This is a genomic window from Mammaliicoccus sp. J-M40 (assembly GCF_022386395.1).
Classification (GTDB): Bacteria; Bacillota; Bacilli; order Staphylococcales; family Staphylococcaceae; genus Mammaliicoccus; species Mammaliicoccus lentus.
Map to the genome: position 1 here is coordinate 158,999 of NZ_JAJNIQ010000001.1, position 24,010 is coordinate 183,008.

Annotated in this window: 20 protein-coding genes; 16 read left to right on the forward strand and 4 right to left on the reverse strand. The window is 32.0% G+C overall.

Annotation, left to right across the window (positions count from 1 at the left end; translation table 11 throughout):
- Positions 1–35 precede the first annotated feature (35 nt).
- From LQ688_RS00920 to LQ688_RS00930, 3 genes are all read left to right on the forward strand, one after another.
- A complete protein-coding gene (locus LQ688_RS00920; protein WP_239752531.1) occupies positions 36–1,106 on the forward strand; it encodes an alcohol dehydrogenase catalytic domain-containing protein in 1,071 nt (356 codons plus the stop codon).
- A 49-nt stretch (positions 1,107–1,155) separates the two neighbouring features.
- Positions 1,156–2,343 (forward strand): MFS transporter, encoded by a 1,188-nt coding sequence (locus tag LQ688_RS00925; RefSeq protein WP_275589329.1) that lies wholly within the window; start codon positions 1,156–1,158, stop codon positions 2,341–2,343.
- 81 nt (positions 2,344–2,424) lie between these two features.
- Positions 2,425–3,195 (forward strand): DeoR/GlpR family DNA-binding transcription regulator, encoded by a 771-nt coding sequence (locus tag LQ688_RS00930; RefSeq protein WP_239752532.1) that lies wholly within the window; start codon positions 2,425–2,427, stop codon positions 3,193–3,195.
- Between the two features lie 67 nt (positions 3,196–3,262).
- On the opposite strand, the gene LQ688_RS00935 is transcribed toward LQ688_RS00930, so the two are convergent.
- Together LQ688_RS00935 and LQ688_RS00940 are read right to left on the reverse strand one after the other, a co-directional pair.
- Complete coding sequence (locus LQ688_RS00935) at positions 3,263–3,892, reverse strand: copper homeostasis protein CutC (RefSeq protein WP_017000640.1); 630 nt, start codon at positions 3,890–3,892, stop codon at positions 3,263–3,265.
- On the reverse strand, positions 3,889–4,947 hold the full coding sequence (locus tag LQ688_RS00940) for a M24 family metallopeptidase (RefSeq protein WP_481817146.1): 1,059 nt from the start codon (positions 4,945–4,947) through the stop codon (positions 3,889–3,891). Before LQ688_RS00940 ends, LQ688_RS00935 begins: the two co-directional genes overlap by 4 nt.
- 108 nt (positions 4,948–5,055) lie before the next feature.
- Here LQ688_RS00940 and LQ688_RS00945 point away from each other — a divergent pair, with 108 nt between their 5' ends.
- Both LQ688_RS00945 and LQ688_RS00950 read left to right on the forward strand, forming a co-directional pair.
- The gene (locus LQ688_RS00945; RefSeq protein ID WP_017000642.1) at positions 5,056–5,745 is read left to right on the forward strand and encodes a metal-dependent hydrolase; all 690 of its coding nucleotides are present in this window, start codon (positions 5,056–5,058) and stop codon (positions 5,743–5,745) included.
- A 142-nt stretch (positions 5,746–5,887) separates the two neighbouring features.
- Entirely contained in the window at positions 5,888–7,183 is a 1,296-nt protein-coding gene (locus LQ688_RS00950; protein ID WP_017000643.1) for a DRTGG domain-containing protein, read from the forward strand.
- A gap of 164 nt (positions 7,184–7,347) precedes the next feature.
- Here LQ688_RS00950 and LQ688_RS00955 read toward each other — a convergent pair whose 3' ends face one another.
- Positions 7,348–7,707, reverse strand: a complete 360-nt coding sequence (locus tag LQ688_RS00955; RefSeq protein ID WP_064204351.1) for a YtpI family protein — start codon at positions 7,705–7,707, stop codon at positions 7,348–7,350.
- 74 nt (positions 7,708–7,781) lie between these two features.
- Here LQ688_RS00955 and LQ688_RS00960 point away from each other — a divergent pair, with 74 nt between their 5' ends.
- From LQ688_RS00960 to pyk, 8 genes are all read left to right on the forward strand, one after another.
- Complete coding sequence (locus tag LQ688_RS00960; RefSeq protein ID WP_103269189.1) at positions 7,782–8,708, forward strand: DHH family phosphoesterase; 927 nt, start codon at positions 7,782–7,784, stop codon at positions 8,706–8,708.
- A gap of 12 nt (positions 8,709–8,720) precedes the next feature.
- Complete coding sequence (locus LQ688_RS00965; protein ID WP_239752534.1) at positions 8,721–11,912, forward strand: DNA polymerase III subunit alpha; 3,192 nt, start codon at positions 8,721–8,723, stop codon at positions 11,910–11,912.
- A gap of 137 nt (positions 11,913–12,049) precedes the next feature.
- On the forward strand, positions 12,050–13,279 hold the full coding sequence (gene ystJ, locus LQ688_RS00970; RefSeq protein ID WP_070044736.1) for an NADP-dependent malic enzyme: 1,230 nt from the start codon (positions 12,050–12,052) through the stop codon (positions 13,277–13,279).
- A 20-nt stretch (positions 13,280–13,299) separates the two neighbouring features.
- Positions 13,300–13,755, forward strand: coding sequence for a FadR/GntR family transcriptional regulator (locus LQ688_RS00975; RefSeq protein WP_017000648.1), 456 nt, complete (start codon positions 13,300–13,302; stop codon positions 13,753–13,755).
- Between the two features lie 16 nt (positions 13,756–13,771).
- Positions 13,772–14,641, forward strand: a complete 870-nt coding sequence (accD, locus tag LQ688_RS00980; RefSeq protein WP_017000649.1) for an acetyl-CoA carboxylase, carboxyltransferase subunit beta — start codon at positions 13,772–13,774, stop codon at positions 14,639–14,641.
- Positions 14,634–15,578, forward strand: coding sequence for an acetyl-CoA carboxylase carboxyl transferase subunit alpha (gene accA / locus LQ688_RS00985; protein ID WP_017000650.1), 945 nt, complete (start codon positions 14,634–14,636; stop codon positions 15,576–15,578). The genes accD and accA overlap by 8 nt, the downstream gene beginning before the upstream one ends.
- A 244-nt stretch (positions 15,579–15,822) precedes the next feature.
- Positions 15,823–16,788: a 6-phosphofructokinase gene (gene pfkA, locus LQ688_RS00990; protein WP_017000651.1), complete on the forward strand. Its 966-nt coding sequence runs from the start codon at positions 15,823–15,825 to the stop codon at positions 16,786–16,788.
- A gap of 25 nt (positions 16,789–16,813) precedes the next feature.
- Entirely contained in the window at positions 16,814–18,574 is a 1,761-nt protein-coding gene (gene pyk, locus LQ688_RS00995) for a pyruvate kinase (RefSeq protein ID WP_239752535.1), read from the forward strand.
- A gap of 118 nt (positions 18,575–18,692) precedes the next feature.
- Here the strand turns inward: pyk and LQ688_RS01000 are convergent, their stop codons facing one another.
- The gene (locus LQ688_RS01000; RefSeq protein WP_064204347.1) at positions 18,693–20,045 is read right to left on the reverse strand and encodes an amino acid permease; all 1,353 of its coding nucleotides are present in this window, start codon (positions 20,043–20,045) and stop codon (positions 18,693–18,695) included.
- A 431-nt stretch (positions 20,046–20,476) separates the two neighbouring features.
- On the opposite strand from LQ688_RS01000, the gene LQ688_RS01005 reads away from it, so the two are divergent.
- Genes LQ688_RS01005 through mdh form a run of 3 tightly spaced genes read left to right on the forward strand, consistent with a single transcriptional unit; the run spans position 20,477 to position 23,905 of the window.
- Positions 20,477–21,595, forward strand: a complete 1,119-nt coding sequence (locus LQ688_RS01005) for a citrate synthase (RefSeq protein WP_016999314.1) — start codon at positions 20,477–20,479, stop codon at positions 21,593–21,595.
- 49 nt (positions 21,596–21,644) lie between these two features.
- A complete protein-coding gene (gene icd / locus LQ688_RS01010) occupies positions 21,645–22,913 on the forward strand; it encodes an NADP-dependent isocitrate dehydrogenase (protein WP_016999313.1) in 1,269 nt (422 codons plus the stop codon).
- Between the two features lie 59 nt (positions 22,914–22,972).
- On the forward strand, positions 22,973–23,905 hold the full coding sequence (mdh, locus tag LQ688_RS01015; RefSeq protein WP_016999312.1) for a malate dehydrogenase: 933 nt from the start codon (positions 22,973–22,975) through the stop codon (positions 23,903–23,905).
- Positions 23,906–24,010: the final 105 nt, after the last annotated feature.

Here is a 24,010-nt window from a genome sequence, read left to right on the forward strand (position 1 = left end):
ACAAATAAACTTTTGAAAACGGAGGATGAGCATAAATGAACAATAATATAACTTCTACTGCGTATAGATTAATTAAACCAGGAAAGTTTAAAGAAACAACTATTCAACATGTATTTGGAAACAATGACGTAATTATAAGACCAACTAAAGCAAGTGTATGTCATGCTGACTTGAGATATTATACAGGAAATCGTCGAAAAGAAGCACTAGATAGAAAATTACCAATGGCTTTATTTCATGAAGGTATTGGAGTAGTTGAAGAATCTAATCATGACAAAATTAAAGAAGGAGATAAAGTGGTTATTGTACCTAACATTCCGTCAAGGTTACAAAAAGAAAATGTCGAAAATACTAATTTATTAGACAATTATGATGAAAATGCAGTTTTTATGGGAAGTGGTTATGATGGAATTTGTCAAAGTAAGTTAGTTATTCATGGTGATAACGTCGTTAAAATACCGAAAGAGTTAAATGAAGATGTAGCATTATTAGCTGAATTATGTTCAGTGTCTTTATTCCCAATGAATCAATTGGAAAAACTAACAACTGAGCAATCTCCTAAAATTGCAGTTTTTGGTGATGGTCCCGTTGGTTATCTTGCAGCAACAGCCCTATATTATATATTTGGAATTAAAAAAGAGAATCTAATTGTATTTGGTGCAGTTGAAGAAAAATTAGCAGAATTCTCTAATATAGCTACTACACACTTAGTAAATGATTATCCATTTAAAAAAGAGAATGGAATTCATACAGTGTTTGAATGTGCAGGTGGCAAATTTTCTGAATCTGCGATTAACCAAGCAATTGATTTAATAGATCGACAAGGGCAAATAATCTTAATGGGTGTTACAGAAGATTTAGTAGGTATAAATACACGAGATATTTTAGAGAAAGGATTAACTTTATCCGGCAGTTCAAGAAGTACTAAAAAAGAATTTGAACAATTGATTCAAAGTTTTGATAATCAAGATTATCAAGAAGCACTAAGTAAATTAATTCCTCAATCATATTATGAAATTAATGAAATTAGTGACCTAGACAAAGCAATGGATGATGCTACAAATAACAGAGATTGGAAAAAAATATATTTAAAATATAATTGGTAAATTGTAAAAAGGGGTGAATATATTGAACTTAAATCAAACAATACTAGGAATGCCACGTAAAATAGCATGGGGTTATATTGGTATTTTAATATTTATGATGGGTGATGGTTTAGAAATTGGTTGGTTAAGTCCTTGGTTACATGGTCAAGGATTTACAATTAAGGAAACAAGCGCATTGTTTGCTAGTTATGGTGTTACAATTGCTATTTCAAGTTGGTTTAGTGGTGTATTAGCTGAGTCGCTTGGCGGTAAGAAAACAATGGCTGTTGGTTTATTTATATATATTATTGGAACAGTTGGTTTTGTAGGAATAGCACTACCAACCAATAACTTAGGAGTAATGATTCCAGCTTATGCATTAAGAGGCTTTGGTTATCCTTTATTTGCATATTCATTCTTAGTTTGGATATCTTATCGTGCAGAAAAAGATAAATTAGGTTCAGCAGTAGGTTGGTTTTGGTTTGTATTTACTGGAGGATTAAATGTATTAGGTGCTGTTTACTCAATTTTTGCTATAGAAGTATTAGGACATGTTAATACGCTTTGGAGTTCTTTATTTTGGGTAGCTCTCGGTGGATTTTTAGCATTAATTATTAATAAAGATACTTTACCAACTAACAAAGGTAATTCAAAAGAAAAAATCGCAGAAATATTTAGAGGCATAACGATTATGAAGGATGAGCCTAAAGTTTTATTAGGTGGTATTGTTCGAATTATTAATACTACTGCTCAATTTGCATTTCCAGTGTTCTTACCAATTTATCTAGCAACTTTTGGCATACCAACTTCTAAATGGTTAGGTGTTTGGTCTGTGATATTTATTTCAAATATTGCATTTAATCTCATTTTTGGAATAGTTGGTGATAAATTCGGTTGGCGAAATACAATTATGTTATTTGGTGGCGTCGGATGTGGTGTTACAACATTATTAATAGGATATATACCTTTATGGACAAATGGCAATTTAGTAATTTTAACAATAGTAGGTATAATTTGGGGAGCGCTATTAGCAGCATATGTTCCTTTATCTGCTTTAATACCATCTCTTGTTAAAAATGATAAAGGAGCAGCATTGGCGGTATTGAATTTGGGTGCTGGTTTACCTGTATTTATAGGGCCAATGATTGTGAATTTATTTATAGATATAGTAGAGGCTAGAGGCGTTATATGGATTTTGGCTATCCTTTATTTCTTTAGTTCAATATTAACTTACTTTATAAAATTGCCAAAATATTAATATAAATAAGTGTAAAAAAGAACAGTAAGTATAGTCTTTTGTTATAATATAGGAAAAGATTAAATATGGAGATGTTTTTTTATGTTACCAGCAGAACGTGAACAAAATATAATTAATTATTTAAAACAAAATAAAAAGGCAACGGTACATGAATTATCTATTTCATTTAATGTCCATGAAGCTACTATTCGTAGAGATTTAAAAAGTTTAGAACAATTTAATCAGATAAAAAGGACTCATGGGGGCGTAGTTTTACGTAGTGACGAAGTAGTTGATGAGTTAGATTTTCACGACAGAGAATCTAGTTATATAATTGAAAAGGAGTGTATTGGTAAAAAAGCAGCTGAATTTGTCGAAGAAGGAGATACTATTATAATTGATTCCGGATCTACGACTTTTCAATTTGCTAAACAACTAATCAACAAGTCAGAATTAACAATAATTACTAACGACATCCATATAGCATCTATATTAAAATCTTCACAAAATAAAGTGATTGTCACGGGTGGAATACTATATAAAGATAACTATATATTAAATGGATATATAACTAATGAGGTTTTAAGCGGTTTGAATCCAACAAAATTATTTTTAGGAACCCCTGCTATACACTATAATCATGGTGTTACACATTATAGCGAAGAACTTTCACCAGCTAAAAAAATAATGGTTAAACAATCTAAGGAAGTTTTTCTTCTAACTGATAGTTCTAAGTTTGATAAAGTTTCATTACATAATATTTGTTCACTTTCTAAAATAGATACATTAGTTACTGATAATACAAATAATAATTATGATTATGAAAAGTACAAACAAAATATAAAACAATTTATTAAAGTTGATGTACAATAATAAAAAATCTAAGTTACTATAATGAAAAAGACAAATCTGATATTAATTCAGATTTGTCTTTTATAATTTAGACAATCTTAGTTCCATGTACTTCATCAAACGGTATGTCGTTAAGTAATGTTTGTAAATTATCTTTATTAAGTCCGCCACCTGGCATAATTGTGATGTTGCCTTTTGAATGCATTAGCAATTTACCGAGATGGAATACGTTATCAAAGACTGATTGGTCACTTGGGCCGCCATGTGTTAACAAGCGCTCAAAACCGTGGTCAATTAGCCAATCAAGAGACTTTAATTGAATATATGGATTGATTAAATCAAATGCCATGTGACATACAGCGTGTGTATCTCCGCATGTTTCTTTTAAAGCATCCATTTTCCATTCATCGAGCTGTTCATTTTCATCTAAACAACCAAAAACAAATGCGTCTACATTTAAAGTTTTAAGTTGAATAATATCTTGTCTCATTACTTCATATTCAAAATAATCGTAATTAAAGTCTCCACCCCTAGGCCTAATCATAACAGCAACTTGTACATCATTTTGATGACATAACTCAGTTGCAATTTTAACCATACCATAGCTAGGTGTAGTGCCACCTACAGATAAGTTATCGCATAATTCTATACGATTTGCTCCGTTTTTAATCGCATGGTTAATTTGTTCAATTGTTTCAACGCAAGATTCTTTTATCATTTTTCATAACCTGTTAAAAATTCATGGCCGTCTTTTGTTACGACAATATCGTCTTCAATTCTAACACCAGCTACTCCAGGAACATAAATGCCTGGTTCAACAGTTAAAACCATACCTTCTTTAAATGTATCTGTGTTAACGCTAGAAATATCAGGGAATTCATGAACACTTAATCCTAAACCGTGACCGAGTCTATGTGGGAAGTAATCACCATATCCAGCATTACTTATAATATCTCGTGCTACTTTATCACATTCAGAGATTTTAACGCCTGGTTTAATAATATCAATTGCTTTTTTATTTGCTTCTAATACAATGTTATAAATTTCTTGAGCTTTTTCAGAAGGTGTACCAAATGCTATTGTTCTTGTAATGTCCGAGCAGTAACCTTTGTATATAACACCTAAATCAAATAAAACATATTCATTGTTTTGTAATTTTCTATCTCCCGGGGTACCATGTGGTGCTGCTGCGTGATCTCCGAATAATACCATCGTATCAAAGCTCATTTTTGAAATACCATGTTGCTTCATAGTTGTTTCAATATGATTAAGTACTTCGATTTCAGTTACACCTTCAGCCAATTTTTCGGCACCAGCTTTAATTGCTAAATCTGCGTATTTAGCCGCTTCATGCAATAATTCAATTTCATTTTGAGTTTTAATGTTTCTTACATCTTTCAACACTTGATCAATATCTTCGAATTTTTCAACATTAAAAGCTTTTTCTACTTCGCGAAAACGTTTAACAGATAAATGTTCGGATTCAATAGCGAAAGTTTTATAAGTTCTTTCTTCAATTAAGTCAAAAGCTGATTCAGTATCTAAATATCCAACGATATCCCCTTTGAACCCAGCATTTTTAGCTTCTTCAACTTCCATTTTTGGACAAAATAGTGTTTCTTCTCCGTCTTTTGTAATTAATAAACTAAATAAACGTTCATGAGGTTCAGATAAATAACCAGTTAAATAAAAAATATTTAAAGGTGTTGTTATCCATGCAGCATCTACATTTTTCTCATTTAAAAACGTTGTAATTTCATTGTGTTTCATAATTCAGCCTCCCAATTATCTTTCGTACATCATTATTCTAGACTTCCTGCTTAATAAATTCAAATTTAGGGTATATAATATAGAGAAAAGATATTGTGAGGAGGGAAATTCATGAAAGTATCATTTCATGGTCAATCAGTTATATATTTCGAAAGTAAAAATCATAAAGTGATTGTAGACCCATTTATATCTGGCAATCCTATGAGTGACTTAAATGTAGATGAAGTAGAAGCAGATTATATCATATTGACACACAGTCATGGCGACCATATTGGGGATACAGTAAATATTGCTAAAAGAACAGGTGCACTAGTTATTGCATTACCTGAAGCAATTGATTATTTATCTAATAAACATGGACTTGAAAACCTACATCCAATGAATATTGGTGGGAACATTGAATTTAATTTTGGTAAAGTAAAATTTGTTCAAGCATTCCACAGTAATAGTTTTACAGAAGAAAATGGCGAAATAATTTATTTAGGAATGCCTGCAGGTATTGTTCTAGAAACTGAAGGTGGCACAATTTATCATACAGGTGATACAGGTTTATTCAGCGATATGAAGTTAATAGCTGATAGACATCCTGTTGATTTATGTTTTGTACCAATCGGCGACAACTTTACAATGGGCATTGATGATGCAAGTTATGCCATCAATGAGTTTATCAAACCTAAAAAAGTCGTTCCAATCCATTACGACACATTTGATTTAATTAAACAAGATCCAAAAGAATTTGAAAAAGCTGTAACAAAAGCAGAAGTTCATATTTTAAAACCAGGTGAACATGTAGAATTATAATTAATATAAGAGGCTGAGATAGAAATAAATGTCCCAGTCTCTTATATTTTGTTAATGATTCTTTCTTATGTAAACATATCTTTTAATCTCTCAAGAATGTATAATATAATTAATTCATTATAATCGATAGAGGGTATAAAACATGACGAAACATGAACAAATAATAAAGTACATTGAATCGTTATCTGTTGGACATAAAATCTCTGTCAGACAGATTGCTAAAGATTTAAATGTTTCAGAAGGTACTGCATACAGGGCGATAAAAGAAGCTGATAATAAAGGGTTAGTAGCATCAATTGATAGAGTAGGTACAGTTAGAATTGAAAGAAAATCAAGAGAACAAATTGAAAACTTAACTTTTAATGAAATTGTGAAAATAGTAGATGGACAAGTTTTAGGTGGTAAACAAGGCTTGCATAAAACGTTATCTAAATTTGCAATTGGTGCTATGGAAATCAAAGATGTTGTTAAATACTTAACGATGAATACATTGCTTATAGTCGGTAATAGAGCAGATGTTCAAATGGAAGCGTTGAAAAGAGGTTCAGCCGTATTAATAACGGGTGGATTTGAAGCGGATGATGACATTATCGAATATGCCAATGAGCATGATTTACCTATAATATCTTCTAATTATGATACGTTTTTAGTAGCCAATGCAATCAATCGAGCTATTTATGACCAAATGATTAAAAAAGAAATTCTTATGGTAGAAGATATCATGATACCAATTGAAGAAACTTCTTATTTATTTGATAACCAAAAAGTGAGAGATTGGAACGAAATGTCACAACAAACTTCTCATACTAGATTTCCAGTTGTCGATAATGAACTAAAGGTCATCGGTATTTTAACGAGTAAAGATATTGTTAATGAAGAGCCAGATAAACAGATTAAAGCTTTAATGACTAAAGCACCAATCGTTGCGCATTTAAATACAACGATAGCTACATGTGCTCATTTGATGATTTGGGAAGGTATTGAATTGTTACCAGTTGTCTCAAATACGAAAGAATTAATTGGTATAATCTCAAGAGAAGATGTGTTAAAGACAATGCAACTGATGAGTAGACAGCCTCAGATAGGAGAAACAATTCATGATCAAATTGCTAAACAAATTAGTATGGAGAACGGCAAAATAAAAGTTAATATTTCTCCACAACTTACAAATCAATTTGGTATGATGACGAAATCAATTTATATAGCAGTAATAGAAGAAGCACTTAGATATGAAGTGAGAAAATTGAAGAAATCAGAGTTGATGATTGAACATATAGACATTTATTATTTTAAAACGGTACAAATTGATGAAGAAGTTACTGTTAATATATCAGTTTTAGATATGGGCAGGTTGTCTGCTAAATTTGAAATATCTATGATGAATGGTAATAATACTGTTGCGAAAGCATTGTTGATGTGTCAATTACTAGATAAATAAAAAAGTCTGGAAAACAATAAATGCTCCAGACCAAAGAAAAATATTGGCAATAGATGACTGAACTGAAAATGCACTTATATCAAGCTTTTCAATTCTAATTATTCTTGCCGGGGTGGGGCAACGAAACCTTTTTAGTAAAATGAGGTTTCTGTCCCACTCCGTTTTTAAGATGATTGATTACGTTTTTTTCGTTCGAATTCTTCCCAAGCTTTGTTCTCAATCGGTAAATTACCTTTAAAGTATTTACTTGCTTTATGTCCATAGGTAATATTAACAATACCAAAGAACACCAATACTAAGACAATTATGTAAGTAACTAAAGTTGGAAACAAAAGTACTTGGTCTGCTGAGAATGCTATTAAGAAGATACCAAAGAAAAATCTCGCACGTTCTTTATGATATGCTTTTCTAACATCTCTTTTTGTTCTGAATGAACGGGCAAAGTTTAAAATAGTAAAAATTAAAGCGAGAATCATTACGGTTACGGATAACGCAACCAATACGGACATAATTTCAGGTGACATAGTTTAATCCTCCTACCAAGAAGCATTATATCAATTTATAAAATATAAGTAAATATATAGAAAGAGGGACCAATATGAATGACATTTTAAATAAAATTAAAGAATACGAAACAATAATTATACATAGACATGTAAGACCAGACCCTGATGCTTACGGCTCGCAACTAGGACTGAAATATATTTTAGAAGAAGCTTTTCCCGAAAAAAATATTTATGCAGTTGGACAATCAGAACCTTCATTAGAGTTTATTGGTGAATTAGACAATATTGAGGATGAAGTATACCAAAATGCTTTAGTAATAATTTGTGATACGGCAAATGAACCAAGAATCGATGATAATCGATTTAAAATAGGTAAAGAGCTCATTAAAATAGATCATCATCCACCAGTTGATTCATATGGCGATATTAATTATGTTAACACTGAAGCCTCTTCAACAAGTGAAATTATTTATGATTTAAATCAAGAGTGGAATTTAAACCAATCTGAAATTAATACAAAAGCAAGTCGTGTATTATATTTAGGTATAGTAGGAGATACTGGTCGTTTCTTGTTTGATAATACGACACCTCATACTATGGAAGTAGCCGCTTCACTTATGACTAAAGAATTTAACCGCAATGAAATGCTTAATCAACTTAGTGAACGTGAACCAAAGCTATTACATTTTCAAGGGTACATCCTTCAAAACTTCAACTATGATGGAAACGGATTTTGTTATATAAAAATAACGAAAGATATATTAGAAAAATTTGATATTTTACCAAATGAAGCATCATTATTTGTCAATGCAGTTGCAGATATTAAAGGTGTGAAAGCTTGGGTGTTTGCAGTCGATGAAGGAAAAGAAATTAGATGTCGCATTAGATCTAAAGGTATAAAAATAAATCATATTGCGGCAAAATACAATGGTGGAGGACACCCTAATGCATCAGGTGCTTCTGTATACAGTTGGGAAGAGTTCGATGAATTAGCTAGAGATATTAAATCTGAAATATAGGAGGTAAAGCGCATGGTAAGTCATTTAAATATTCATTCGTCATTTGATTTGTTGAATTCTAGTTTGAGAATTCCAGATGTTATTAAAAAGGCTAAAAATGAAAATTATCAAGCGCTTGCTATAACAGATTTAAATGTCATGTATGGAGCTTTGCAATTTTATGATGAATGTTTAAAACAAGGTATTAAACCTATATTTGGTTTGACCATTTATTTAGATGATCAATTAAATGAATTAGAATGTGTGTTGTTAGCCAAAAATCAATCTGGTTATCAAAATTTAGTTAAATTATCTTCAGCGATATCTCTTAAAGAAAGACATTCAACGCCAATCGAGTGGTTAAATACTTATTCAGAAGGTTTAATCATAATAGGTAAAAACTTAAATATTGATAATGAACATTTATTCCATTCAATAAAAATATCTGACCAAGACAAGTACATATCCCATGATTCATCAGTTGAAGAAAATTATAAAAAAGTGTATATGCAATCAGCTTTATATTTAAATGATGAAGATAGCGATAGTTTAATTGCATTAAATGCTATTAAAAATAATGAAAAATTAACAATATCTGATTTTAATACGCATTTAAACCAACATTTTTTAACTATGGAAGAATTAAGCCAAATTGACGTCTCATCTAAATTTATCAAAACAACTGATGAAATAGCTGAAAAATGTAATGTACAAATTCAATACCATCAAGATTTATTGCCGAAGTATGTTACCCCAAATGGCAAAGATAGTGATACTTATCTGTGGGAATTATTGATGAACAATAAATCAAACGTTCCACAATTTAATGACACTTATGCTGAAAGGTTGAAATATGAGTATGACATTATAGTATCCATGGGATATTCAGATTACTTCCTTATAGTGAGTGACTTAATTAATTATGCGAAATCAAATGATGTGTTAGTTGGTCCAGGGCGTGGCTCTTCAGGTGGTTCGCTCGTAAGTTATATACTAAATATTACGACATTGGATCCTATTGAATATGACCTATTATTTGAGCGTTTTCTAAATCCAGAACGTGTAACTATGCCGGATATTGATATTGATTTCCAAGATACGAAGCGGGATAAAGTTATTCAATATGTCCAAGAGAAGTACGGTGATAATAGAGTAGCAGGTATAGTGACTTACGGTCATTTGCTAGCACGAGCAGTTGCCAGAGATGTAGGTAGAATATTACAATTTGATGAACCAACTTTAAATTATATATCTAAGTTAATACCACACAAGTTAGGTATAACTTTAGACGAGGCATATGAAAGTGATGAATTTAAACAATTCGTCAGTAAAAACCATTTAAACGAAAAATGGTTCCAATTATGTAAACAATTAGAAGGTTTACCAAGACATACTTCGACACACGCAGCAGGTATCATTATAAACGATCAACCTTTACATGAATTTGTACCGACAATGATGGGAGATACAGGTGTATTAACACAATGGACGATGACAGAAACTGAAAAATTAGGTCTGTTAAAAATCGACTTTTTAGGATTAAGGAATTTATCAATCATTCAGCAAGTTGTGAATCAAGTTAAGTATCAAGAAAAAACTGAAATTGATATCGAAAATATACCTTATGATGATCAAAAAGTATTTCAACTATTATCACGTGGAGAAACTACTGGAATATTCCAACTAGAATCTCAAGGTGTAAGAAGTGTGTTGAAAAGGTTAAAACCTGACCATTTCTTAGATATAGTAGCAGTGACTTCTTTATATAGACCAGGACCTATGGAAGAAATACCTACTTATATAAAAAGAAGAAGAAAAGTTGAACCAATTGAATACTTGCATCCTGATTTAGAAGAAATCTTAAAGTCTACATATGGTGTTATTATTTATCAAGAACAAATTATGCAAATAGCTAGTAAATTTGCTGGTTTCTCCTATGGTGAAGCTGATATTTTAAGAAGGGCTATGAGTAAGAAAAATAGATCTGTTCTTGAAAATGAAAGAAAACATTTTATAAATGGAAGTTTAAGTCGTGGTTATGAAGAACAGACAGCTATTAAAATTTTTGATTTAATTTTAAAATTCGCTGATTATGGTTACCCTAAAGCTCATGCTGTCGCATATAGTAAAATAGCTTACATTATGACTTATTTAAAAGTGCATTATCCTACTTACTTTTATGCATCTATTTTATCTAATGTAGTTGGTAATGAAAATAAAACTGAACAAATGGTTACAGAATTAAAAAGGATAGGTGTAAAAATTTATCCGCCATCTATTAATCATAGTGAATGGTTCTACAAAGCAACCAAAACTGGTATATACACATCTTTAGGTGCAATTAAAACTGTCGGTTATCAAAGCGTAAAGAGTTTAGTAGAAGAAAGAAAGTATAGAGGACCTTATAAAGATATGTACGACTTAGTGCATAGGCTACCAAATAAAGTTAAGAATAAAAAACTAATTCAAGCACTTATTTATGCTGGGGCGTTAGATGATTTTAAGCAAACTAGAGCAACAATGCTACAGTCTTTAGATGATGTTTTCGAAAGTAGCGCATCTGTTGGAGATGCGAATAATTTACTTTCAGAGTTGGGTTTAAATGTTAAAAAAGAATTTAAAGAAGTAGAAGAAATGCCTAGTTTAATGAAAAGTGAATATGAAAAAGAATATTTAGGATTTTATGCTACAGAACATCCTATCTTAACATTATTTAAGCAGCATCAATATTTAACGATTTATCCAATTAGAGTACAAAACGATAAAGTGCCAATGCTTGTTATGATTGCTTCTTTAAGAAAAATAAGAACTAAAAAAGGACAAAACATGGCATTCGTTAATTTAATTGACGGCGTTAATGAAGTTGAAGGCGTTATTTTTCCGGATACGTATAAAAAAATTGAAACAATGAATATAGAAAATAAACCTTTAATTATTCAAGGCAAATTCGAAAACAGAAATGGTAAAATGCAAATAATTATCAACCAAATAGATTTATTAGAAGATTATAAAGAGTACAAAATCAAAACAACTTCTGAATTAGTTGTTCGAAATGTATTTGAACTTAATGATTGGGTTACACAAAATCATAAAAGTGGCATTAAGGTAACTTATTTTAATGACGAAGATTATACATCTCATAATATGGGTTATTTAAATTCTGATAAAGGAAATATTAAAGATTTTATCGATATGATAGGTTACGAAAATATACGATTGATATAGGCTTTATTAATCAATTAAATTATGATATAGTATTCTCCATGGTGGTCTGACCACTATGGAGAATTTTTTAATTAAAAATAGGAAATTTCATGTATAATATATTGGGAGATACATATAATAACGAAGGGATGATTATATTGTCATTAAGAGACGATGCTTTATACATGCACAAAGAAAAACAAGGAAAATTAGGAGTTTACGCAAAAGTTAAAGTCACAAATAAAGAAGAATTAAGTTTAGCTTATTCTCCAGGGGTAGCTGAACCATGTAAGGACATTCATGAAGATGTCCGCAAGGTTTATGATTACACAATGAAATCTAATGCAGTAGCTGTTATAACTGATGGTACAGCTGTTCTTGGATTAGGGGATATTGGTCCAGAAGCAAGTATACCGGTAATGGAAGGTAAAGCTGTATTATTTAAAAGTTTTGCTGGAGTAGATGGTATTCCAATTGCATTAAATACAGTTGATGTAGATGAAATCGTAAATACAGTGAAGTTACTAGAGCCAAATTATGGTGGCGTAAACCTAGAAGATATTTCAGCTCCAAGATGTTTTGAAATTGAAGAAAGACTAAAAAAAGAAACAAAAATACCAGTTTTTCATGATGATCAACACGGAACTGCAATTGTTACAGTTGCAGGCTTATTAAACGCGCTTAAATTGACGGATAGAGATTTAGCTGATATCAAAGTTGTATTAAACGGAGCAGGTGCAGCAGGTATCGCAATTATCAAACTTCTATACAGTTATGGTGTTAGAAATATGATTATGTGTGATTCTAGAGGTGCAATCTTTGAAGGTCGTGAATATGGCATGAACCCTACTAAAGAATTTGTAGCTAAATGGACTAACAAAGATAAAATTGAAGGTAAATTAGAAGATGTCATTAATGATGCTGATGTCTTTATTGGTGTGTCTGTTGAAGGTGCTCTAACTAAAGATATGGTTGACACTATGGCTGAAGATTCAATTATCTTCGCAATGGCAAATCCAGTTCCAGAAATCATGCCAGATATAGCTAAAGAAGCAGGAGCAAAAGTAATCGGTACAGGTCGTTCTGACTTTCCAAACCAAATTAATAATGTCCTAGCATTCCCTGGTATATTTAGAGGTGCATTAGATATTCGTGCGACTCATATTAATGAAGAAATGAAACAAGCAGCTGTTGAAGCAATCGCTAACTTAGTTTCAGATAAAGAATTAAACGCTGACTATGTCATCCCAGGCCCATTTGATCCTAGAGTAGCACCTTACGTAGCAAAGGCGGTAGCTAAAGCAGGAATGGAATCAGGCGTTGCACGTATTGAAGTAGATATAGATGAAATTGAACGTAAGACATATGAACTAGCAGATTTATCATAATTTCGGAAGGAGACACCACATTGGATAAAGATAAACAAAAAGGTTTAATCAAAATTGTTGAACAAATTCAAACAATTATTGTTGAAAAAAATATTCAAGTGGGAGAAAAACTACCTTCTGAAAGATTTCTCAGCGATACGCTTAATGTTGGACGTTCAAGTATAAGAGAAGCACTTAGAGCTTTAGAGTTACTAGGTGTGATACATACGAGAAGAGGTGAAGGTACATTCTTAAGTGATATGTACCAACACCAACTTTTTGATTTAATTGGTAGATTTTTGATACACAATGATTCTCAATTAGATGAAATAAACGAACTTAAGTGGATGATTGAGAACTTCTGTGAAGAGCATACTAACATTGAAGCACAATCAAAAGAAGAACTTGTTTCTTCAAATAATAACCAAATTATGTATATGATTTGGAAGTTACTCTCTCAATATAGCGATAGATTTGAAAGAGATAATAGTAATTAAGTCAGGGGGTAGTGACATGTTTAAAGACTTGTTCAATCGTAACCAGAAAAAGAAAAAATATGTGACAGTTCAAAACAGCAAAGATAACGACGTTCCTGAAGGTATTATGACGAAATGCCCTAAATGTAAAAAAATTATGTATACTAAAGAACTTGTACAAAACTTGAATGTTTGTTTCAATTGTGATCATCATATACCTTTAACTGCTCATGATAGAATTCAAGCTATAAGCGATGAAGGTGCATTCCAGGAATTTGATGCAGGGATGATAGCAGCGAATCCATTAGAATTTCCAGGTTATGAAGAAAAACTACAAAAAGACAGACAGAAAACAGGTTTGAATGATGCAGTAGTAACTGGTATTTCAAAAATAGATGGCGTTCCATATGGTGTTTGTGTTATGGATTCTAGATTTAGAATGGGTAGTATGGGCGCAGTTGTAGGCGAAAAAATTTGTAGAATAGTAGATTACTGCACTGATAACAATTTGCCTTTTGTTTTATTTACAGCAAGTGGTGGAGCAAGAATGCAAGAAGGTATTATCTCACTCATGCAAATGGCCAAGACTAGTGTTTCTATTAAGCGTCATAGTGATAAAGGTTTATTATTTATTTCATATATGACCCACCCAACAACAGGTGGTGTTTCTGCAAGTTTTGCTTCAGTTGGTGATTTGAATTTTGCTGAGCCTAGAGCTTTAATTGGCTTTGCGGGTCGTAGAATTATAGAACAAACAATTAGTGAAAAATTACCGGATGATTTTCAAACTGCTGAATTCTTGTTAGAACACGGTCAATTAGATAAAGTAGTGCATAGAAAAGATATGTACCGTACACTTAGTACAGTACTAAGTATGCATTATAATGAGGTGAAAGATAATGCTTGAATTTGAAAAGCCACTAAAGGAAATAAAAGAAAAAATTGAATCAATAAAAGCTTATCAAGAAAAGCATAATGTTAATCTAGCAGATGAAATTGAAATGCTAGAAGCAACATTAATAAAAGAAACAGAGAAAATATATGAAAACTTACAACCATGGGATAGAGTACAACTCGCAAGGCTACAGGAAAGACCAACTACTTTAGATTATATTCCGTATATTTTTGATGAATTTATTGAATTACATGGTGACCGCACATTCAGAGATGATCCGGCTTTAATTGGTGGATTAGCTTATTTTAACGGTGTCCCTGTAACTGTTATCGGTCATCAACGTGGTAAAGATACGAAAGACAATATATATAGAAACTTTGGTATGGCTCACCCTGAAGGATATAGGAAAGCATTGAGATTAATGAAACAAGCGGAGAAATTCAATAGACCAATTGTTACGTTTATCGATACTAAAGGTGCCTATCCAGGAAAAGCTGCCGAAGAAAGAGGTCAAAGTGAATCTATTGCTAAAAATTTAGTAGAAATGGCTTCTTTAAGTGTGCCTGTTATTTCAATTGTAATAGGTGAAGGAGGCAGTGGTGGCGCGCTTGGATTAGGTGTTACAAACCGCTTACTGATGTTAGAAAATAGTACATATTCTGTTATATCACCAGAAGGGGCAGCTGCTTTACTATGGAAAGATTCTAATTTAGCTCAAATGGCTGCTGAGACAATGAAAATTACTGCACCTGATTTAAATGAATTGGATGTTGTAGATGAAGTTATTAAAGAACCATTTGGTGGTGCACATAAAGATGTCGAAAACCAAGCTAAACTAATTAAAAATTCTTTGGAACTTCATTTATCAGAGCTGAGAAAATTATCACCTGATAATTTAGTAGAAGATAGATTTAATAAGTACCGAAATATTGGAAGTTATATTGATTAATATTTTATAAACAAAAAGAAAAGTCTTTTACTTATGTAAGACTTTTCTTTTTGTTTATAATGAGTATATATGCATAATATTCATTATTATAAAACGTTTTCAATAAATTGATTATTGTGAAAGTGTGAAGCTTTATCAAAGAAGACGTTTACATATCTAAATAACGTTAGTTTTAATGGAATCAAGTTCACATTTGTGTTATTTTTAAATTAACAATCATATATTAAGAGAGGTCTGTATATTTATGAAAAAAATTGCAGTATTAACGAGTGGTGGAGATTCACCAGGGATGAATGCAGCTATTCGTGCTGTCGTTCGTAAAGCAATATACCATGATATTGAAGTTTATGGTGTCTATCAAGGTTATCTAGGTTTAATTAATGATAACATTGAAAAACTAGAATTAGGATCAGTTGGAGATATGATTCAACGAGGTGGAACTTTCTTATATTCTGCTAGATGTCCAGAATTTAAAGAAAAAGAAGTCCGCGCTAAAGCAATTGAAAACCTTGAAAAAAGAGGTATTGAAGGGTTAGTAGTTATCGGCGGAGATGGTAGCTACAGAGGTGCACAAAGATTAAGTGAAGAAGCTAAAAGTCTTAAAACAATCGGCGTACCAGGAACAATCGATAATGACATAAATGGTACAGATTTTACAATTGGTTTTGATACTGCACTTAATACGATTATTGATTCAGTCGATAAAATTCGTGATACAGCATCAAGCCATGAACGTACTTTTATTATAGAAGTAATGGGAAGAGATGCAGGAGACTTAGCTTTATGGTCTGGACTTGCTGCTGGAGCTGAAACAATATTAATACCTGAAGTTAAATCTGACATTGAAGAAATTGCTGAAAAGATTCAACAAGGTATGGAACGTGGTAAAAAACATTCAATCATTGTTTGTGCTGAAGGCGTTATGACAGGTAATCAATGTGGCGAAGAGCTTAAGAAATTTATAAATATAGATACACGTGTTTCTTGTTTAGGACACATCCAACGTGGTGGTACACCAACAGGTATGGATAGAGTTTTAGCTTCTAGATTGGGCGGATATGCAGTAGAATTACTTATTGAAGGCGAAAGTGCAAAAGCAGTTGGTATCCAAAAAAATATACTAACTCGTACAAACTTTGATGAAATATTCCAATCAGAGCATAGCATTGATAATAAAATGTATGAATTAGCAAATCAGCTATCTATATAAAACAAAAATACGGAGGTCATTTAAAATGAGAAAGACAAAAATTGTATGTACAATAGGTCCAGCTTCAGAGTCTGAAGAAATGTTAGAAAAATTAATGCTTGCAGGTATGAACGTTGCAAGATTAAACTTTTCACATGGTGATCATGACGAACATAAAAATCGTATCGATACGATTCGTAAAGTAAGTAAGAAATTAAACAAAAACATTGGTATTTTATTAGACACTAAAGGTCCAGAAATTAGAACGCATACTATGCAAAATGGTTCTATTGAATTGACTAAAGGTGATGATATTACTGTTAAAACTACAGAAGTAGAAGGGACAACAGAAGCTTTCTCAGTAACTTATGAGAATTTAGCTGAAGATCTTGAAGTTGGTTCTAAAATACTTTTAGATGACGGATTAATTGAATTAACAGTTAAATCTATTGATGCATCTAAAGGAGAAGTTCATTGTTCAGTTGATAACTCTGGAGAACTTAAAAATAAAAAAGGTGTAAACCTACCAGGCGTTAAAGTAAGCTTACCTGGTATTACAGATAAAGATGCTAGTGATATTCGTTTTGGTATTGAACAAGGTATTGATTTCATAGCGGCGAGTTTCGTAAGAAGACCTTCGGATGTATTAGATATTCGCGCTATTTTAGAAGAAAGTAATACTGATTTCATTAAAATAATTCCAAAAATAGAAAACGAAGAAGGTATTGAAAACATCGATGAAATCCTTCAAGTTTCTGATGGTTTAATGGTTGCTCGTGGAGATATGGGTGTTGAAATTTTACCTGAAGAAGTTCCAATGGTACAAAAACAATTAATTCAAAAATGTAATAAACTAGGTAAACCTGTTATTACAGCAACACAAATGTTGGATTCTATGCAAAGAAACCCACGTTGTACGAGAGCTGAAGCAAGTGACGTAGCTAACGCTATTTACGATGGATCAGACGCTGTTATGTTATCAGGTGAAACAGCTGCTGGGTTATATCCAGAAGAAGCTGTTCGCACAATGCAAAATATTGCAGTAGCGGCTGAAAAAGCACAAGACTATAAAAAATTATTATCAGATCGTTCTAAGATGATTGATACAAACTTAGTTAATGCAATTGGTGTATCAGTAGCTCACACTGCATTAAACTTAAATGTTGAATCAATTGTAGCAGCAACAGAAAGTGGTGCTACTGCACAAACTATATCTAAATATAGACCACATTCTCATATTATTGCAGTAACACCTAATGAAACAACTGCACGTCATATGTCATTAGTTTGGGGCGTTTTACCAGTAGTTAGAAAAGGTAAACAAACTACAGACGAATTATTAAACAATGCTGTTTCAACAGCAGTAAATACTGGTTTAGTGGATAATGGTGACTTAATCATCATTACTGCTGGTGTACCAACAGGTGAAACAGGTACAACTAACTTAATGAAAATTCACTTAGTAGGTGATGATTTAGCTAAAGGACAAGGTATTGGCCATTCATCTGCTGTCGGTAAAGCTGTAGTAGTTGATAAAGCTGAAGATTTAGAAGATAAAGATTTAAGCGAAGCTATAGTTATTACACAATCTAGTGATGCTGATATGGTTCCTTACCTTGAAAATGCTAAAGGTTTAGTTACTGAAGAAGGTGGATTAACTTCACATGCTGCAGTAGTTGGATTAAACTTAGGTATTGCGACTATAGTTGGCGTAGAAGATGCTCGTCAAAAAATTGTTGACGGCACATTAATCACTTTAGATCCAAAACAACATAAGATTTATGAAGGATACGCTAACGTACTTTAATCAATATAATGAAAGAGTCTGAGACAATTTTTTGTCTTGGACTTTTTTTATTTATATATAAATAAAAAACCATCAAAATTCTTTAATAAATAAGAATTTTGATAGTTTTTAAGTGAATCTATTTAAATTTTCTTTTTTGTATAAAATACATGATGGTCAATATAACAAACCAAATTGGTGTAATTAAAATAGCGATTAAAGTTACTTTGTTAGTCATAAGCAATATAAATACAAAAATAAAGAATATTAATGTAATCCATGCCATCGGAACACCACCAGGTAATTTAAAGTTTGACGTTTTGTTAAGTTCTGGTGCCAATTTTCTATATCTAATATATGCTATTGTTATCAATGACCAAACAACTAAGAATAGTACAGTAGATACTGATGTAACATATTTAAAAACTTCGCCTGCGTCTTTAATAATATAGTTTAAAAGTACAGATATCATTAATAATAAGCAGCTAAATAAAGTTGCTTTATATGGTACGCCTCTGCTATTTGTTTCACCGAAACCTTTATTTGCTTGATTGTTTTGGGATAAACCATAAAGCATTCTACTATTAGAGAAAATACCGCTGTTACAAGATGAAGCTGCTGCTGTTAAGACAACAAAATTAATAATACTAGCAGCAATAGGTATGCCTATTAGACCAAATAATTTTACGAATGGGCTTTCAGCAGGATCAATTTGATTCCATGGTGTTATAGACATGATAATGATTAGTGACCCTACGTAAAATAACATAATTCTAATAGGTACGCTGTTTATAGCTCTTGGAATAGTTTTGTGTGGATCTTTAGTCTCTCCTGCAGTTACACCTATCAATTCAATACCTACGAATGAAAATGCCGCCATTTGGAATGATAAGAAAAATCCATTCATCCCATTAGGGAACAATCCACCATGACTCCAAATATGAGTAAGTGAAGCTGTACCATATGGCGTTTTATAAGCCATGACTAGCATGATGATTCCTACAACAATTAAGGCAATAATTGTTGTAATTTTAATGATTGAGAACCAAAATTCTAATTCTCCAAATAATTTTGCGGTCATTAAATTCATTGTCATTAGTACGAGTATTGTGAATAGTGCTGTAATCCAAGTTGGTATTTCAGGAAACCAAAAGCTTATGTATTTTGCTACGGCTGTTACTTCTGCCATGCCGGTAACTATCCAACAGAACCAATAAGTCCAACCTGTAATGTATCCAGCAAATGGACCAATATATGTATGTGTAACGTCTGCAAATGAATGAAAGTCTGTATTAGATAATAATATTTCCCCTAAAGCTCTCATAAACATAAACAGTATGAAACCTATTATGATATAGGTTAATAAAATTGAAGGGCCAGCTGAATGTATTGTTTCACCTGCACCCAAAAATAGACCAGTTCCTATTGCTCCACCTATAGCAATTAGTTGAACGTGTCTATTACTTAATTCCCTTTGTAAATTATTTGACATAAAAATTAATTCCTTCTTTCCTTAATACGTCTTAATATATATTTTATTATGCACTTACACTATTAAAATAGCAATTAAAATATACATAAATTGTATGCAGTTAAGTCTATTAAAAATGATTTATTATTTTTATCATAAACAATAAATAAAATGAATGATTAAAGAGGAGTAACGTATATATCTGATAACTTTTATAAGAATTAAAAGTGTTCAAAACCTTTATAACACTTGGTTCAAAGCTTATCGTCTAAAAGTTATATGAAAATTGTATTTTCAATAATTTTACACTTATCCTAATTTATTTAACGATATTAATTAACTTTTTAAAAGTTTAAAAGGTGTTCGCATTCACAAAATGGCTTAAATTATATATAATGTATATGAAAGCCATTACATACATGGGCAATTATTTAGTAAGGGGGATAAACAATATGGCACAAGTAGCAAAAGGACTAGAAGGTATTATTGCTTCTGAAACAAAAATTAGTTCTATTATAGATAATCAACTAACTTATGCTGGTTATGATATAGATGACTTAACAGAAAATGCATTATTTGAAGAGGTAATGTTTTTACTGTGGAATCTAAGATTACCAAATAAAGAAGAACTAGAAGACTTAAAAGAAAAATTATTGCATTATATGACTTTAAACCCGAGAATGTACTCACATTTTGAAGATTATGCAACGGATAAAGTACATCCGATGACAGGTTTACGTACGTCATTATCATACTTAGCTCATTTTGATCCACAAGCTGAAGTGTTTGATGATGAAACAAATTATGAACGTGCGATAAGAATTCAAGCAAAAGTAGCTTCATTAGTAACTTCTTTCTCAAGAGTTAGAAATGGTAAAGAAGTTGTTAAACCTAAAAAGGAATTAAGCTATGCAGGTAACTTCTTGTACATGTTAAGAGGGGAAGTTCCTAGCGACGTAGAAATTGAAGGATTTAATAAAGCATTAATTTTACATGCAGATCATGAATTTAATGCATCAACATTTACAGCTAGGGTAGCAGTTTCAACATTATCAGATATGTATTCAGGTGTAACAGCAGCAGCTGGAGCTTTAAAAGGTCCATTGCATGGTGGCGCTAATGAGCAAGTTATGAAAATGTTGACTGAAATTGGAACTGTTGATAAGACAGATAGTTATATTAAAGAAAAAATCGAAAATAAAGAAAAAATTATGGGATTCGGTCACAGAGTATATAAAAATGGTGACCCAAGAGCTAAGTACTTAAAAGAAATGAGTCGTCGTATCACTGATGAAACTGGTCAAAAAGAGTTATTCGAAATTTCATTACGTATTGCAGAAATAATGAAAGAAGAAAAAGGTTTATTACCTAATGTTGATTTCTTTAGTGCAACTGTTTACCATAGCATGGGTATAGACCATGATTTATTCACACCGATATTTGCAGTAAGCCGTATGGCAGGTTGGACCGCTCATATTCTAGAACAATATAGAGAAAATAGAATTATGAGACCAAGAGCTGAATATACAGGTGAACGTAATCGTAAGTATGAACCAATTGAAAATAGATAGTTTTATAAATATAATATAAATAAACATATTTAAATGGAGGAATCATATAATGACAGCAGAAAAAATTACAACAAATCAAGGCGTTTTAAATGTTCCGAATAATCCTATTGTTCCGTATATTATCGGAGACGGTATTGGTCCAGATATCTGGAATGCAGCAAGTAAAGTATTAGATGCAGCTGTAGAAAAAGCTTATAATGGCGAAAAGAAAATTGAATGGAAAGAAGTATTAGCTGGTCAAAAGGCTTACGATGAAACAGGCGAGTGGTTACCTGCTGAGACTTTAGATACAATTAGAGAATATTTAATCGCCATTAAAGGTCCTTTAACTACACCAATTGGTGGAGGTATTCGCTCATTAAACGTTGCTTTACGTCAAGAATTAGATTTATTTACTTGCCTAAGACCTGTACGTTGGTTTAAAGGTGTTCCTTCACCGGTAAAACGTCCTGAAGATACAGATATGGTTATTTTCCGTGAAAATACAGAAGACATTTATGCTGGTATCGAATTCCAAGAGGGTTCTGATGATGCTAAAAAAGTTATTGATTTCTTACAAAATGAAATGGGTGCTAAAAATATTAGATTCCCTGAAACTTCAGGAATTGGTATTAAACCTGTTTCTAAAGAAGGTACTGAAAGATTAGTTAGAGCAGCGATTAACTACGCGTTTGATAACAATCGTCGCAACGTTACATTAGTTCACAAAGGTAACATTATGAAGTTTACTGAAGGTGCGTTCAAACAATGGGGTTATGATTTAGCTGAACGTGAATTTGGTGACCGTGTATTCACTTGGCAACAATACGATAAAATCGTTGAAGAAGAAGGTAAAGATGCTGCGAACAAAGCACAATCTGATGCAGAAGCTGAAGGTAAATTAATCATTAAAGATTCAATCGCAGATATTTTCTTACAACAAATTTTAACGCGCCCTGCTGAATTTGATGTTGTAGCTACAATGAACTTAAATGGTGACTATGTTTCAGATGCTTTAGCAGCACAAGTTGGCGGAATTGGTATTGCACCAGGAGCTAACATCAACTATGAAACTGGTCATGCAATCTTTGAAGCTACACATGGTACTGCACCAAAATATGCTGGTTTAGATAAAGTGAATCCTTCATCAGTATTATTAAGTGGTGTTCTATTATTAGAACATATTGGTTGGCAAGAAGCTGCAGATAAAATTACACAATCTGTAGAAGCGACTATTGCATCTAAAGTAGTAACATATGACTTTGCTCGTTTAATGGAAGGCGCAACTGAAGTTAAATCTTCAGAATTCGCTGATGAATTAGTTAAAAATTTACCATAATGTGATTAATTGAGGGGGGTTATATATAACCTCCCTTTTATTTTAAGGAGATGTAATTTATGACAAGAAAAAAAGTATCAATTATTGGCGCCGGCTTTACAGGTGCTACAGCAGCTTTTGTAGCAGCACAAAAAGAATTAGGGGATATTGTATTAGTTGATATACCTCAATCTGAAGACCCTACTAAAGGTAAAGCATTAGACATAGCTGAAAGCGCACCAGTACTTGGGTTTGATTCTAAAGTTATTGGGACATCAAACTATGAAGATACAAAAGACTCTGACGTTGTAATTATTACAGCGGGTATAGCTAGAAAACCTGGTATGTCGAGAGATGATTTAGTACAAACAAACCAAAAAGTCATGAAATCAGTTACTGAACAAATAGTTAAATATTCACCTAATGCAATTATTTTAGTTTTAACAAATCCTGTTGATGCTATGACGTACACTGTATATAAAGCATCAGGATTTCCTAAAGAGAGAGTTATCGGTCAATCGGGTGTATTAGATACAGCTAGGTTCAGAACATTCGTTGCAGAAGAATTAGACTTGTCTGTTAAAGATGTAACAGGTTTTGTACTTGGTGGTCATGGGGATACTATGGTTCCCTTAATTAGATACTCAGCAGCTGGTGGAGTTCCATTAGAAAAATTACTTTCAGAAGAAAAAATTAATGCAATTGTAGATCGTACAAGAAAAGGTGGGGCAGAAATTGTTAACCTTCTAGGAAATGGATCTGCTTATTACGCTCCTGGAGCTGCATTAATTGAAATGACGGAATCTATTTTGAAAGATCAAAAACGCGTATTACCTTCTATTGCTTATTTAGAAGGGGAATATGGGTATGAGGATATCTATTTAGGTGTACCAACTGTGCTAGGTAGTAATGGTATAGAAAAAATTATTGAATTAGATTTAACAAATGAAGAAAAAGAATTATTAGATGAATCTGCAGAAGCAGTTAAATCAGTTAAAGAAGTGTTACAATAGGAATAATATAGTTATAGTACTGGCTGGGACATAAATAAATGTCTCAGCTTCATTCATTACAAGACAGTATCTGATTAGGTATTAAAACGTGCTTAAATCAAGCTT